Source organism: Streptomyces prunicolor NBRC 13075, from assembly GCF_000367365.1.
GTDB classification, from domain to species: domain Bacteria; phylum Actinomycetota; class Actinomycetes; order Streptomycetales; family Streptomycetaceae; genus Streptomyces; species Streptomyces prunicolor.
This window is the reverse complement of sequence record NZ_BARF01000002.1, coordinates 174,422-188,085: the sequence shown is the minus strand read 5'-3', so window position 1 is coordinate 188,085 and position 13,664 is coordinate 174,422. Positions and strand designations below refer to the sequence as shown.

General features: G+C 69.2%; 13 protein-coding genes. 6 read left to right on the top strand and 7 right to left on the bottom strand.

What is annotated here, in order from left to right; genetic code table 11:
- The first annotated feature begins 249 nt into the window (after positions 1 to 249).
- A complete protein-coding gene (locus tag SPR02S_RS01275; RefSeq protein ID WP_169389412.1) occupies positions 250 to 1,971 on the top strand; it encodes a globin domain-containing protein in 1,722 nt (573 codons plus the stop codon).
- Between the two features lie 16 nt (positions 1,972 to 1,987).
- On the opposite strand, the gene SPR02S_RS01270 is transcribed toward SPR02S_RS01275, so the two are convergent.
- The 5 genes from SPR02S_RS01270 to SPR02S_RS01250 all read right to left on the bottom strand — a co-directional run bounded on the left by SPR02S_RS01270 (position 1,988) and on the right by SPR02S_RS01250 (position 5,757).
- The gene (locus SPR02S_RS01270; RefSeq protein ID WP_019055117.1) at positions 1,988 to 2,470 is read right to left on the bottom strand and encodes an NUDIX domain-containing protein; all 483 of its coding nucleotides are present in this window, start codon (positions 2,468 to 2,470) and stop codon (positions 1,988 to 1,990) included.
- A gap of 122 nt (positions 2,471 to 2,592) precedes the next feature.
- Positions 2,593 to 3,498 (bottom strand): LysR family transcriptional regulator, encoded by a 906-nt coding sequence (locus SPR02S_RS01265; RefSeq protein WP_019055116.1) that lies wholly within the window; start codon positions 3,496 to 3,498, stop codon positions 2,593 to 2,595.
- Between the two features lie 228 nt (positions 3,499 to 3,726).
- Positions 3,727 to 4,884, bottom strand: a complete 1,158-nt coding sequence (locus tag SPR02S_RS01260; protein ID WP_019055115.1) for a cystathionine gamma-lyase — start codon at positions 4,882 to 4,884, stop codon at positions 3,727 to 3,729.
- The gene (locus SPR02S_RS01255; RefSeq protein WP_019055114.1) at positions 4,881 to 5,372 is read right to left on the bottom strand and encodes a low molecular weight protein-tyrosine-phosphatase; all 492 of its coding nucleotides are present in this window, start codon (positions 5,370 to 5,372) and stop codon (positions 4,881 to 4,883) included. Before SPR02S_RS01255 ends, SPR02S_RS01260 begins: the two co-directional genes overlap by 4 nt.
- Positions 5,373 to 5,379: 7 nt before the next feature.
- Positions 5,380 to 5,757, bottom strand: a complete 378-nt coding sequence (locus SPR02S_RS01250; protein ID WP_019055113.1) for a phage holin family protein — start codon at positions 5,755 to 5,757, stop codon at positions 5,380 to 5,382.
- A gap of 48 nt (positions 5,758 to 5,805) precedes the next feature.
- On the opposite strand from SPR02S_RS01250, the gene SPR02S_RS01245 reads away from it, so the two are divergent.
- The 4 genes from SPR02S_RS01245 (at position 5,806) to SPR02S_RS01230 (ending at position 8,320) form a co-directional block, all read left to right on the top strand.
- Positions 5,806 to 6,123, top strand: coding sequence for a cupin domain-containing protein (locus SPR02S_RS01245; RefSeq protein ID WP_019055112.1), 318 nt, complete (start codon positions 5,806 to 5,808; stop codon positions 6,121 to 6,123).
- Positions 6,124 to 6,300: 177 nt separating this feature from the next.
- On the top strand, positions 6,301 to 6,513 hold the full coding sequence (locus SPR02S_RS01240) for a DUF5326 family protein (protein WP_019055111.1): 213 nt from the start codon (positions 6,301 to 6,303) through the stop codon (positions 6,511 to 6,513).
- A gap of 412 nt (positions 6,514 to 6,925) precedes the next feature.
- On the top strand, positions 6,926 to 7,783 hold the full coding sequence (locus tag SPR02S_RS01235; protein WP_019055110.1) for an IclR family transcriptional regulator: 858 nt from the start codon (positions 6,926 to 6,928) through the stop codon (positions 7,781 to 7,783).
- Positions 7,784 to 7,882: 99 nt separating this feature from the next.
- Positions 7,883 to 8,320, top strand: coding sequence for an SsgA family sporulation/cell division regulator (locus tag SPR02S_RS01230; protein WP_019055109.1), 438 nt, complete (start codon positions 7,883 to 7,885; stop codon positions 8,318 to 8,320).
- A 280-nt stretch (positions 8,321 to 8,600) separates the two neighbouring features.
- On the opposite strand, the gene SPR02S_RS01225 is transcribed toward SPR02S_RS01230, so the two are convergent.
- A complete protein-coding gene (locus SPR02S_RS01225; protein ID WP_019055108.1) occupies positions 8,601 to 10,154 on the bottom strand; it encodes a YibE/F family protein in 1,554 nt (517 codons plus the stop codon).
- A gap of 253 nt (positions 10,155 to 10,407) precedes the next feature.
- Here SPR02S_RS01225 and thiC point away from each other — a divergent pair, with 253 nt between their 5' ends.
- Positions 10,408 to 12,246 carry a phosphomethylpyrimidine synthase ThiC gene (gene thiC / locus SPR02S_RS01220; protein WP_019055107.1) on the top strand — a complete coding sequence of 613 codons (1,839 nt, stop codon included), beginning with the start codon at positions 10,408 to 10,410 and terminating at the stop codon, positions 12,244 to 12,246.
- A gap of 48 nt (positions 12,247 to 12,294) precedes the next feature.
- On the opposite strand, the gene SPR02S_RS01215 is transcribed toward thiC, so the two are convergent.
- The gene (locus SPR02S_RS01215; RefSeq protein ID WP_019055106.1) at positions 12,295 to 13,536 is read right to left on the bottom strand and encodes a serine hydrolase domain-containing protein; all 1,242 of its coding nucleotides are present in this window, start codon (positions 13,534 to 13,536) and stop codon (positions 12,295 to 12,297) included.
- Positions 13,537 to 13,664: the final 128 nt, after the last annotated feature.

Sequence of the window (13,664 nt, the reverse complement as noted above, 5' to 3'; positions counted from 1 at the left end):
TGTGTGCGGAGCGCGGGCCGGTAGGGTCGACTCCGGTTCTTGTCCGGAGCCGGACGCCGCGTGAGAGTACTGCGGGCAATGTCACACTCTCGCCTTACTTGTCCGTACGCAGTGGGAATGTGGATTGGATATGGCTGTATCGGCAGCTTGACCGAACGGGGAGAAAGCAAGCCGTCCGCGCGGAAGCAGGCAGCTTCCGGCTGAGGAAACGCGCAGACCGACCGAAAGATGCTCGAGGCGAGGCACACCATGGACGCTCCGACCACCACGTCGGCCGACAACGGCACGTCCGGCGGCAGCGGCGGAGGCGGAGCCGGCTGGTTCACTCCGCGCAAGCAGCCGGAGGTGCCTCCGGGCGAAGAGCGTGGGACGGCGGTGGGACGGCGTCCGGCCGTGCTCCGTCCGGTCCGCAGGGGCGCGGCAGCGGGGAGCAAAAAGCTTCCGCCCACGGAGAGTTCGGCACCTTCGACTCCACCTGCCTCATCGGCTCCAGCAACTCCAGCGGCCTCACCGACTCCGCCCGCCTCGCCGGCTCCGGGCGGCGACAGTGCCGCGTCCTATCCGGACGGGCACGCAGCTCAGCGGGACCTAGCGCCGGGACAGCAGCGAATACCGTCGGCCGTGACCGCCCCGCAGCGCTCAACTCCCGTTCAGCCCTCGCACCCCGTCCAGCCCTCAACTCCCGTCCAGCACATGGCTCCCGCCGCTCCCGCGCCAGCAGCGCCCGCGCCTCCCGCACCGCAGCCCGCCGCACCCGCTCCGACCGTCGCCCAGGCTGCCCCGGCAGCTCCTGTGGCCCCGGCCGCCCCCGTGCGTGTGCCCGCCCAGCGTTCGTCCGGCCCCGCCACTGAGAAGGCATCCCCGGACGCCGTACTCATCCGTCGGACCATGACCGAAGTCGGCCCCGTGGCCGACAAGGTCACCTCGTACTTCTACGCGCTGCTCTTCGTGCGCCACCCCGAGCTGCGGTCGCTGTTCCCGGCGGCGATGGACACCCAGCGGGACCGGTTGCTCAAGGCGCTGCTCACCGCCGCCGAGCACATCGACAACACCGAGGTCCTCGTCGCGTATCTGCAGAACCTCGGGCGCGGGCACCGCAAGTACGGCACCCGGCCCGAGCACTACCCGGCCGTCGGCGAGTGCCTCATCGGCGCGCTGAACAAGTACGCCTCCGCCGTCTGGGACACCGAGACGGAGGCGGCCTGGGTGCGGGCGTACACGACGATCTCGCAGGTCATGATCGACGCGGCGGCCGCCGACGAACTGCGCGCCCCTGCCTGGTGGCACGCGGAGGTCGTCACCCACGACCTCAGGACCCGGGACGTCGCCGTCGTGACCCTCCGCCCGGACCAGCCCTACCCGTTCCTCGCCGGGCAGTACACGAGCCTGGAGACGCCCTGGTGGCCGCGGATCTGGCGGCACTACTCCTTCGCCTCCGCGCCCCGCTCGGACGGGCTGCTGACCTTCCATGTGAAGGCGGTTCCGGCGGGCTGGGTCTCGAACGCGCTGGTGCACCGCGCCCGGCCCGGCGACGTCATCCGGCTCGGACCGCCGGCCGGCTCGATGACCGTGGACCACACCACCGACAGCGGACTGCTCTGCGTCGGCGGCGGCACCGGCATAGCGCCGATCAAGGCACTGGTCGAGGATGTCGCCGAGCGCGGCGAGCGGCGACCGGTGGAGGTGTTCTACGGCGCCCGTACCGACCACGACCTCTATGACATCGACACGATGCTCCGGCTCCAGCAGTCTCATCCGTGGCTCGCGGTCCGGCCGATCGTCGACCGGCAGGGGAACCTCCAACTCCCGGACGCCATACGCACGTACGGACCGTGGAACGAGTACGACGCCTATGTCTCCGGGCCGCCCGGAATGATCCGCAGTGGTGTCGACGCCCTGCGGGACGCCGGTTTCCCGTCGGAGCGCATACGGCACGACTCGGTCGAGGAGCTGGTGGCGGCCGGGGACTGACCCGGTGCCGGAGGCGTCAGCCCAGGTCGGGGGCGTGCATCGCGAGGACCCCTTCGATGTTGCCGTCCAGGTAGTGCCGTAGGGACAGGGGCACGAGGTGGACGGACGCGATGCCGACCCGGGTGAAGGGCACTCTGACGATCTCGTACTCGCCGAGGGGCTCGTCCACTTCAGGGCCGTGGCGCAGCGCCGGATCCATGGACTCCAGGTGGCAGACGAAGAAGTGCTGCACCTTCACGCCGGTCGAGGCCGCGTCCGCGCCGATGTGCTCGACGGTGTCCACGAAACAGGGCACCACGTCGGTGATCTTGGCGCCGAGCTCCTCGTGCACCTCCCGGTGCAGGGCGTCGACGACGGTGGTGTCCTCGGGTTCGACCCCGCCACCGGGCGTGACCCAGTAGGGATCGACACCTGGCTTGGTGCGCTTGATCAGGATCAGGGCGTCGCCGTCGAGGAGGACGGCACGTGCGGTGCGCTTGACCACGGGTCGGACGGTCATGGGAGGAATGTGGCCCGGCTGGTTCCACGTGAAACATCGCAAGACGTCACCTTGACGACTCGGAGCGTGATGTTTCACGTGAAACCAGCCGGTTCGCCGCGGAATGGCGACAAAGTCCCTGGTCAGCCCCAGTGGGCGGCGGCGCGGTGGAGCCACTCGTGGGCGCGGGCGATATGTGGCATCGCGAGAGTGCCGGTGCGCACCACCAGGAAATACGTCCGCAGGGGTGGAATCGCGGGTTCGTGGAGCGGGACGACCTCGCCGCGCTTCAGCGCCAGGGCGCACAGATAGCGGGGCAGCACCGCGAGCCCGGCACCCGCGATCGCGCAGGCGAGCACCGCGCGGAGATCCGGCACGATCACGGTCCCCGGGGCGGCCGGGCGGGAGTCGAAGACGGAGGCCCAGTACCGGGAGACGAAGGGCAGCGACTCATGGACCTCGATCACGGGGAGCTCGTCCAGGGCGGGCGCGTCCTTGGGGCCGAGCTCCGCGGAGTCGAGCTGCTCGGCCCGGTGCGGGGCGGCGACCAGGACGTGTTCCTCGTCGCAGAGTGTTGTCGCGGTGAGCAGAGTGCCGCGCGGACGGGCCGTACTGATGGCCAGATCATGATGTCCGGCGGCCAGCCCCTCCAGGGTCTCCTCGGCGTTCCCGAAGGACGCGCGCAGCGCGAAGCCCTGGCCGTCCTCGCCGGTCAGCTCCGTGAGCGCGGGCAGCGCCCGCTCGGCGGTGAACTCGGGCGGCCCGGCGAGATGCAGGGTCCGTAGCGAGGCGTCGTTGTCGGGCCCGGTCTCGGCTATCTCCACGAGGGCGTCGAGATGCGGCGCGGCCTTGTGCGCGAGTTCGTCGCCCATGGTCGTGGGCGTGACCCCACGGGCCTGGCGCAGGAACAGCGGGCGGCCCAACTGCCGTTCCAGGGTGCGGATCTGGGACGTCACCGCCGGCTGGGAGAGGCCGAGCAGGGCCGCGGCACGGGTGAAGGAGCCGGCCCGGTGCACGGTCACGAAGGTGCGCAGCAAGGCCAGATCCATGGCGCGCACTCTCCTTTCCCCACCCTTTCTCCGGCCCCGGGCAGGGCACAACTATAAATAAGTCGATAGGTCGCTGTCGCTACTGTGATTGGACACTGACACAGAGTCAACTAGCCTTGGGCGCGCGGTTCTTCGCGCGCAGAACCGAGGACGGTCCGAGCCACGAGGGGGGAGGCTCGGACCGTCCGTTGTGCGTAGCCGGACACCGATCGGCGGTACGTAAAGCGGTCACCGCGCCGACTCGTCCAGCGCACGCAGCACATCGGCCACCAGGTCCTCGGGGTCCTCGGCACCGACCGAGAGACGAACGAAGCCCTCCGGTACCGCGTCCCCGCCCCAGCGTCCCCGCCGCTCGGCGGTGGACCGCACCCCGCCGAAGCTCGTCGCGTCGTCCACGAGCCGCAGCGCGTCGAGAAAACGCTCGGCACGCGTGCGCGTGGGCAGCGTGAACGAAACCACACACCCGTAGCGCCGCATCTGCTGCGAGGCAATCTTGTACGAGGGATCGTCGGGCAGCCCCGGGTAGCGCAGCCCCGTCACGTCGGCCCGTTCGCGCAGGGCCTGCGCGAGGGTCAGCGCGGTGGCGTTCTGCCGATCGACCCGCAGCTGGAGCGTGGCGATCGAACGGTGGGCCAGCCAGGCCTCCATGGGCCCGGGAATCGCGCCGACGACCTTGCGCCAGCGGCGTACGGCGGCCATCGCGGATGCGTCGGTCCCGGCGACGTATCCGAGGAGGACGTCACCGTGCCCGGTGAGCTGCTTGGTGCCGCTCGCCACGGCGAAGTCGGCGCCGAGTTCCAGCGGGCGCTGACCCAAGGGCGAGGCGAGGGTGTTGTCGACGGCCACGAGAGCGCCACGCGTGTGTGCCGCCTCGGCCAGCCGCCGTACGTCACACACGTCGAGCCCGGGGTTCGACGGGGTCTCCATCCACAGCAGCTTGGCGCCGTCGAGGAGGTCGAACTGGGCGTCCCCGCCGGTCGGCGCGGTGCGCACCTCGATGCCGAACGCCGTCAACTGCTCGCGCAGCAGAGGCAGTACCTGATAGCCGTCGTCGGGCAGTACGGCCACGTCGCCCGCGCGCAGTTGCGAGAACAGCACCGACGAGATGGCGGCCATGCCGGAGGCGAACACGAGCGTCTCGACGCCGTCCTGCCCGGGCGCCTCCAGCTCGCCGATGGCGTTCTCCAGGTGGGTCCAGGTCGGGTTCTCGTCGCGGCCGTACTTGTACGGGCCCGTCGCCTCGCCCGGGAGATGGAAGTGCGCGGCGAACACCGGCCCGGGGAGCGTCGGTTCGTACTTGACCGGCTCGGGCAGACCGGCCCGCACCGCGCGCGTGCCGTCCCCGGCGTCGCGCCCGATACCTCCGGCCGCAGCGGAATCACTCATATCGCTCGTCCCTCCACTTCCTCACGCACAGCGGCGAGCAGTCCCGTGCTCGCCGCCTCCACCATCTCAAGACACTCCTCGAAGCCGTCCAGGCCCCCGTAGTACGGATCCGGTACGTCGAGGTCGTCGCCGGCGACGGGGTCGTAGGAGCGGAGCAGGTGGACCTTCTCGGCGTCCTGCTCGGTCGGGGCGAGGCGGCGCAGGGTCTTGCGGTGGCCGGAGTCGAGGGCGATGACGAGGTCCAGGCGGGAGAACCAGGCGGCCTGGAACCGGCGGGCGGCATGGTCGGTGCCGTAGCCGTGCTCCTCCAGGACGGCGACGGCGCGCGGGTCGGCGCCGTCGCCCTCGTGCCAGCCGTCCGTGCCCGCGCTGTCGACCTCGACCAGGCCGTCGAGCCCGGCCTCCGCCACCCGCGCGCGGAAGACCGATGCGGCCATCGGCGAACGGCAGATGTTCCCGGTGCAGACGAAGCTGACGCGGTACGTCATCGCGCGCTCAGTCCCCCTCGGGCAGGACGACGTTGAGCGCCCAGGAGACGACCGAGATGATGAGGCCGCCCAGGACGGCGGTCCAGAAGCCCTCGACATGGAAACTCAGGTCGAGCTTGTCGGCCAGCCACGAGGTGAGCATCAGCATCAGCGCGTTGACCACCAGGGTGATCAGACCGAGCGTCAGGATGAACAGCGGGAAGGTCAGCACCTTGACGATCGGCTTGACCAGGAAGTTCACGATGCCGAAGACCAGGGCGACGAGGAGCAGCGTCCAGACCTTCTTGAAGGTGCTGTCACCGGTCAGGGTGATCTTGTCGAGCAGCCATACGGCGACCGCCAGGGCGCCCGCGTTGGCGATCGTCTTGACTAGAAAATTCTTCATGTGTCTGATCGTGACAGAAGAGATCGACTCCGAGCGTGGACGAGGGCGATGAAGGCATTCCGGTTGGATGAACTGGAGACGGAGCGCGCCGCCAACGACGGTGCGTATCTGCAGTTCCTGCGCGAGAAGAACATGTCGGTCGGCCTGTACGCACTCGATTCCGGTGAGCACGACCGGCAGCAGCCGCACAACCAGGACGAGGTGTACTTCGTGGTGAGCGGCCGGGCCGCGATCACCGTCGGCATGGAGACCACCCAGGTGGCGCGCGGCAGCGTGGTCTACGTGCCGGCCGGGGTGGCCCACAAGTTCCACCACATCAGCGAGGACCTGCGGGTGCTGGTGGTGTTCTCTCCACCGGAAGCCTGACTCGCGTCTCAGGGTTCCCTAGGGGAACGGTCAGGGGAGGACAAGGGATGCGAGGCCCCCGTTCGGCCTTCGCCCGCCCTAGCATCGAGTGCAGGACATCAGAGATCCGGTGCGGGAGTGCCGGACACAGACCGGACCCGGTACGAGCGACGGGCGGAGAGGTACAGGACGAGGACAATGCGAGAGATCTTCGCGGGACTGCCGTGGTGGGTGAAGTGGGTCGCGGTGCCGGTCATCGCCCTCGTCGTGTTCGGCGGGCTGATAGCGACCGTCGTGAGCATCGTCATCGGACTGCTCTTCAAGCTGCTGGTCTTCGTGGCGCTGGTCGGCGGAGTGATCTACGTCGTCCGGAAGTTCACGTCGAGTTCCTCCTCGCGCGGCGACTGGTGAGGTACCTGCTGGGCAACCGGTGATCGGTAACAGGAATCACCGGTTCCCTCGGGCGGGGGAAGTTTTCCGGACAGGCCGTCTGCGGGCGGTGGCGGGCGGTTAAAGTCCGGAATTCGACGCGGGGACGACCCCCGCGGGCGGCGCACCCCCTCCCCGTGTTCCCCGCACGGGCTGCCCCCTCGCGCTCCGGGAGTGACCCTTGGCCACGGTTGACACCGCACCCGTAGAACCACACCCACGCCCCACCCAGCCCGTCCCGCCCACCTGGCCGCGCTCGGTGGCGGTCCCCGCACAACTGCGGCCGGTGTCACAGCCGGGTTCGGTGGAGCGGTCCGGTGCGGTGGCTCAGCCAGGTCCGGTGGCACAGTTGCGCCCGGTGTCACAGCCAAAGCCGGTGGCACAGCAGCGCCCAGTGGCGACTCCGCCTCGGCAGCGCGACGCGACGGCCCCGGACCAGCAGCAGCCCTTCATCGCAGCCCCTGACCGACAGCGCTCCGCGACAGCAGACGGCCCGCAGCAGTCCGCCGTCACCCTCATCGGCTCCGTCCAGCGGGCCATGCGTCTGCTGGAGTCCGTCGCCGGGCACGAACACGGCGCTCCCGCCAAGCAGTTGGCCCGCGAGACCGGCCTCGCGCTTCCCACGGCGTACCACCTGTTGCGCACCCTCGTGCACGAGGGATATCTCCACCGTGACAAGGGGCTGTTCTTCCTCGGGGAGGCGGCCGAGCGGCTGAGCAGCAGCGGGGCGCAGGAGAAACGTCGCAGCACGATCGTCGACGCCTTGGCGCAATGGCGGGATTTGATCGGCGCACCGGTGTACTACGCGATGTACCGCGACGGCGAGATCGAGGTGCTGTGCGTCTCCGACGCCCCCGGCAATCCGGCGGTCGAGGAGTGGGCGGACTTCCGTGAGACGGGGCACGCGCACGCGATCGGCCAGTGTCTGCTGGCCCAGTTGGACGAGGACGCCCGCCGCGACCACCTCGACCGCTACCCCGTGCGGTCCCTCACGCCGTACACCGTGCGTGACAGCCACTCCCTGGTGCGGCGCCTGGACCGGATGCGGCGGACGGAGCTGGTGGTGGAGCGTCAGGAGTACGCGCTGGGAACGGTCTGCGCGGCGATTCCGATCACGCTCGGCACCACGGCTGCCACGATGGCCATCTCCCTGCCCTCGCATCAGGCCGATCGACTGCCGGCCGCGGCTCGGCAGTTGCAGACCGGGGTCGACCGGCTTCTAGGGTCGCTCGCGCTCTCTATCAGCATCTGAAAACTTACTCCTTGTGATCTAACGTGTACGTTCAGCAATATTCCTTCAGTGTCATGGGGATCATTCCCGGCCAGACGACGGCAGTTGACGGGATAGGCGATGCGCGAGTCCGTACAGGCAGAGGTCATGATGAGCTTCCTCGTTTCCGAGGAGCTCTCCTTCCGTATCCCGGTCGAGCTGGGCTACGAGACGTGCGATCCGTACGCCGTGCGGCTGACTTTCCATTTGCCGGGTGACGCCCCGGTGACCTGGACCTTCGGCCGGGAGCTGCTGATCGATGGGCTGGGCATGGCGTGCGGGGAAGGCGATGTGCGCATCGAACCCGTCGACCCCGAGACGCTGGGCGAGGTGCTGATCCGGCTTCAGGTGGGCAGCGACCAGGCGCTGTTCCGCACCGGCGCGGCACCGCTCGTGGCGTTCCTCGACCGCACCGACCGGCTGGTTCCGCTCGGTCAGGAGGGTGCCCTCGCGGACTTCGACGCCCACCTCGACGAGGCGCTCGACCGCATTCTGGCGGAGGAGCAGAGCGCCGGGTGACGTGTTGGTCGGCAGCGGGGGTCGGGGAGTTGGCGTAACGCTTCGTCAAAGGCCCTGAAGCCGCTGGAGGCGCCGTGAGCTCTCGAAGGGCCCTGCGGGGTCCTACGGGGGTCCTGAAAGCCCCGTGTGAGCTTGAAGTCCCCGGGGCCCGGGGATCCGCAGTAACGCTTCTGCGTGGCTCCCTGGGGCTGTTGTCGCCGCCCACCGCAGTGCTTGCGGCGCGGCAATCGCGGTGCTTGCGTCAACTCAGGGCTTGCGGCGTCTCATTGCCTGCGGCGTCTCAGTGCTTGCGGCGTCGGCCCTTCCCGCCGCGCGCCGCCCCGGGCTTGGCACTCGGCGCCGACGTGGCCGCCGTAGCCGAACCCGCGCCGGCCGTTCCAGCTGTTCCGGCCGCACCCGACGGAACCGCCTCGGGTCCCGGGCGGTCGGCCGAGACCACCAGGGCGGCCAGGGCCGTGGTGACCGGTACCGAAGCGACCAGGCCGATCGAGCCCACCAGCGTGCGCACGATCTCCTCTGCGACCAACTCGCTGTTGGCGACCGCCCCCACGCTGCTCTGCGCGATGGAGAAGAGCAGCAACAGGGGCAACGCGGCGCCCGCGTAGGCGAGGACGAGCGTGTTGACGACGGACGCGATGTGGTCGCGGCCGATGCGGATGCCGGCGCGATACAGCCCGCGCCAGCCCATCGAGGGGTTGGCCTCGTGCAGCTCCCAGACCGCCGACGTCTGGGTGACCGTCACATCGTCGAGCACACCGAGCGAACCGATGATGACGCCGGCGAGCAGCAGACCGCTCATGTCGATCGACGGATAGAGCCCGTGGATCAGGCCCGTGTTGTCGTCCGTGTTGCCGGTCAGCGCGGCCCAGCCGATGAATACCGAGCCCAGGACGCCGATCAGCACCAGTGACATCAGGGTGCCGAGCACCGCCACGGAGGTACGGGCCGACAGGCCGTGGCACATGTAGAGGGCGATCAGCATGATGGCGCTCGATCCGACCACCGCCACGATCAGCGGGTTCGAGCCGTGCAGGATCGCGGGCAGGATGAAGAAGTTCAGGATCATGAAGCTGATGGCCAGTGCGACCAATGCCATGACACCGCGCAGCCGGCCCACCACCACGACGGCCAGCGCGAAGATTCCGGCGAGCAGTGCCATCGGGAACTTACGGTTCACATCGGTGACGGAGTACTGCAGATCCTTGGGCGCGGAGGGCTCGTACGCGACCACGACCTTCTCGCCCTGATGCAACTGCCGTGACTGGTCGGGCTGCACGATCTCCGTGAACGTACGGCCCTTGTCCTTGCCGGTGGAGACCGTGACCGTGGCTTTCTTGCAGGTGCCGGCCGCCTCCTGTGCCGCCGAGGAGCCCTCGGCGGTGGAGGTGTCCCCGGTCGAGCCCCCGCCCGAGGCGTTCACCGAGGCGCAGCTCACGCTGACGACCTTGGTGACCGTCGCCTGCTGTGTCTGCCGGTCGAAGCCGACTCCGGTGCGCTTGTGCGACGGGGCGCCGCCGGGCCAGAGCACGACCATGCCGACCACGACTGCCACCGTGAACGGGATCAGGATCGCCGCGATGACCTTCCGCAGGTGCCGGGAGACGGGGGCGGCGGGGCCATGGCTGTGTGAATGACCGTGTCCACCGCCCGCACCGGAACCGTGTCCGCCGTCCCCGCCTGGTCCGTGTCCGCCGTCTCCACCCGAACCGTGTCCATCGTCCCCGCCCGTTCCGTGGTCGTGCCCGGAGCCGGAACCCTGGTGGTCGCCGGATCCCTGGCCGTGGCCATGGGGCGGCCCGGTCGGCGGGTACGGGGGCTGCTGTGTCATGGTCACCGCCCGATCATCGCAAGAACGCCGGAGGCCCACTGTTCACCGCGCCACTTATGACGCTAGCGTGGAGGCACCTTTGCACACGCGGGAGCTCGGAGCACCGGGCTGAGAGGGCGCTGACCTTCGTCTTTGCGTTGTTTCACGTGAAACGTCACCTGAATCGAGTGATGTTTCACATGGAACATCGGCAGGCGGAAGCCGCTGCGCCGACCGCCGAACCTGTTACCGGGTAATGCCGGCGTAGGGAGTAGGTCTCATGACCAACAAGGACGCACACACGTCTGCCTTCAGCCAGGACGAACAGCCCATTCCGGGCGAGGAGTTCGCGCGGGCCGAGCAGTCCACGGCGGCCGGAAAGCCGACGGAGACCGAGCGGTCCATCGGCTGGCACAAGGGGTACGTCGGGGGCTCGCGCCCCGATCTGCGGGTGCCGGTCCGTCAGGTGCACCTCACCAACGGGGAGTCGGTGACGCTGTACGACACCTCCGGCCCGTACACCGATCCGCTCGTAGACACCGATGTCCGCAGGGGGCTGGCGCCGCTGCGGGAGAACTGGATCATCGCCCGCGGCGACACCGAGGAGTACGCGGGCCGGCCCGTCCGCCCCGAGGACGACGGGATCAAGCACACCTCACCGCGCGGTGGGCTGCGCAACCTCGACGCGGTCTTCCCCGGGCGGCCTCGTCAGCCGCGGCGCGGACGTGAGGGCGTGCCGGTCACGCAACTCGCCTACGCGCGACGGGGTGAGATCACGCCCGAGATGGAGTTCGTGGCCGTACGGGAGAACGTCGCGCCCGAGGTGGTCCGCGAGGAGATCGCGGCCGGGCGGGCGGTGCTGCCGACCAACGTCAACCATCCCGAGATCGAGCCGATGATCATCGGCAAGCGGTTCCTGGTGAAGGTCAACGCCAACATCGGCAATTCCGCGGTCACTTCCTCCATCGAGGAGGAGGTCGAGAAGATGACCTGGGCGACCCGTTGGGGCGCCGACACGGTCATGGACCTGTCCACCGGCCGGAACATCCACACCACCCGCGAGTGGGTGCTGCGCAACTCCCCCGTCCCCATCGGCACGGTGCCGCTCTACCAGGCGCTCGAAAAGGTCGACGGCCGCGCCGAGGAACTGACCTGGGAGATCTACAAGGACACGGTCGTCGAACAGGCCGAACAGGGCGTGGACTACATGACCGTCCACGCGGGCGTGCGGCTGCCGTTCGTACCGCTGACCGCGAACCGCAAGACAGGCATCGTCTCGCGCGGCGGCTCGATCATGGCGGCCTGGTGCCTCGCGCATCACAAGGAATCGTTCCTCTACGAGAACTTCGAGGAGCTGTGCGAGATCCTCGCCGCCTACGACGTCACGTACTCGCTGGGCGACGGTCTGCGGCCGGGTTCGATCGCGGACGCCAACGACGAGGCGCAGTTCGCGGAGTTGCGGACGCTCGGGGAACTCAACACGATCGCGAAGCGTTTCAACGTACAGACCATGATCGAGGGCCCGGGACATGTCCCGATGCACAAGATCAAGGAGAACATCGACCTTCAGCAGGAGATCTGTGATGAAGCTCCGTTCTATACGCTCGGCCCGCTGACGACGGACGTCGCGCCGGCGTACGACCACATCACCTCCGGCATCGGTGCCGCGATGATCGCCTGGTGGGGCACGGCCATGCTCTGCTACGTCACGCCCAAGGAGCACTTGGGCCTGCCCAATCGTGACGACGTCAAGACCGGCGTCATCACCTACAAGATCGCCGCCCACGCAGCCGACCTCGCCAAGGGGCACCCAGGTGCACAGGAGTGGGATGACGCGCTGTCCGACGCCCGCTTCGAGTTCCGCTGGGAGGACCAGTTCAACCTGGCCCTCGACCCGGACACGGCACGGGAGTTCCACGACGAGACGCTGCCGGCGGAGCCGGCCAAGACGGCGCACTTCTGCTCGATGTGCGGGCCGAAGTTCTGCTCGATGAAGATCTCCCACGACATCCGGCGTGAGCACGGCGGCACCCAGTCGGAGGTCGAGGAGGGCATGGCCCGGAAGTCGAAGGAGTTCGCGGCGGCGGGCAATCGCGTGTACCTGCCGATCGCCGACTGACGGCGACCGGGCGGCCCGGCTCTCGGCCGGCTCTTCGTCAGCTCTCGGTCAGCGCTTGGCGGGCTGCTCGCACAGGGCGTGGTCGACGAGGGTGCCGGTCGCGCGGTTGAGGGCGGCCAGGTCCGGCGGCGCGGTGGTGGTCGTGAGGGAGACCGTCACCGCGCGCCTGCCGTCCGCGCTCACCGCGGGGCGGGTGTTGACGCCCGCGCCGTCGCCCTCGTGGGCGTAGTAGAAACCGCCGCAGGAGAGCGGGATCTTGCGCAGCCCCAGGCCGTAGGTTCCCTCGGGCATCTCGGCCACGTCCTCGGGGTCGTCGGTCCGCTCGACGGTCTGCCGCATCTCGCGCCACTGCTCGGCGGGGAGCAGCCTGCCGTCGGCCAGGGCGCGGAAGAAGGTGTTCAGATCGGCGGTGGTACTCACCACGCCGGAGTCCGCGGTGTGCTGGTAGCTGTGCTCGGTGACGTCGAGACGCTTGCCGTCGGCGGTCGTCAGGTACGCGTTCACGTGCGGGTCGGGCAGGAACGGGTTGAGCCCGGGGATGGAGGTGTTGCGCAGACCCAGCTTCGCGATCACCCGGTGCGCGACCAGGTCCTGCCAGCTGGCGCCGCCGGCCTTCTCGGCGATCATCCCGGCGAGCAGGTAGTTGGTGTTGGAGTACGCCCAGCGGGTGGGCCCGCCCGGCTGGGGTACGAACACCGGCCGGTGCTTCATCGCGACGGCGACCAGGTCGGCCGCCGGGGTGGTGTCGTAGCGGTTCTCGTCGAAGTGGTTGATCAGCGCGTCCTGGATCTCCGGGTCGTCGATGTAGTCGTACAGGCCGCTGGTCTGGCGGAGGAGGTCGCGGACGGTGATGCGGCTGCCGTCGTTGCCGTTGCCCTCGACGACTCCTGGCAGCCAGTGTTCGACCGTGTCGGCGAGGGACAGCCGCTTCTCCGCGACGAGTTGGAGGACGACGGTCGCCACGAAGGTCTTCGTCGTGCTCGCCACGCGGAAGTGCGCGTTCCAGGGGACCGGGGCAGTGGAGTCGGCCGTGCGGGTGCCGATGCGTGCCATGAGTGGCCTGCCGTTCGGTCTGTCGACCCTGGCCAGCACGTTCACATCCCCGCCGCCGGCTTTCCGTACGGCTGCGAGGTCCTCGCGGAGTGTGTGCTCGGTGTAGGCCGACGGCCTCGGCGTTGTGGTGGCGGTGGCGGTGGTGGTGGCGGCGGTCGCTGCCAGGGGTGAGCCCAGCGCGAGCAGCGTTGCTGCCAGCACTGTGGCGCCGGTCTTCTTCGACGACGGCATCTGCATGGTCGTATCCCCCGGTGTTCTGGTTCCTGGTCGGTGACGATCACCAGCCAACCGGATCCCCAGGCGCGCGAGGATGGGACTGCCCTCCGAATGAGGGGTGCACCTGGCCCCCGTACGAACGACGGGTT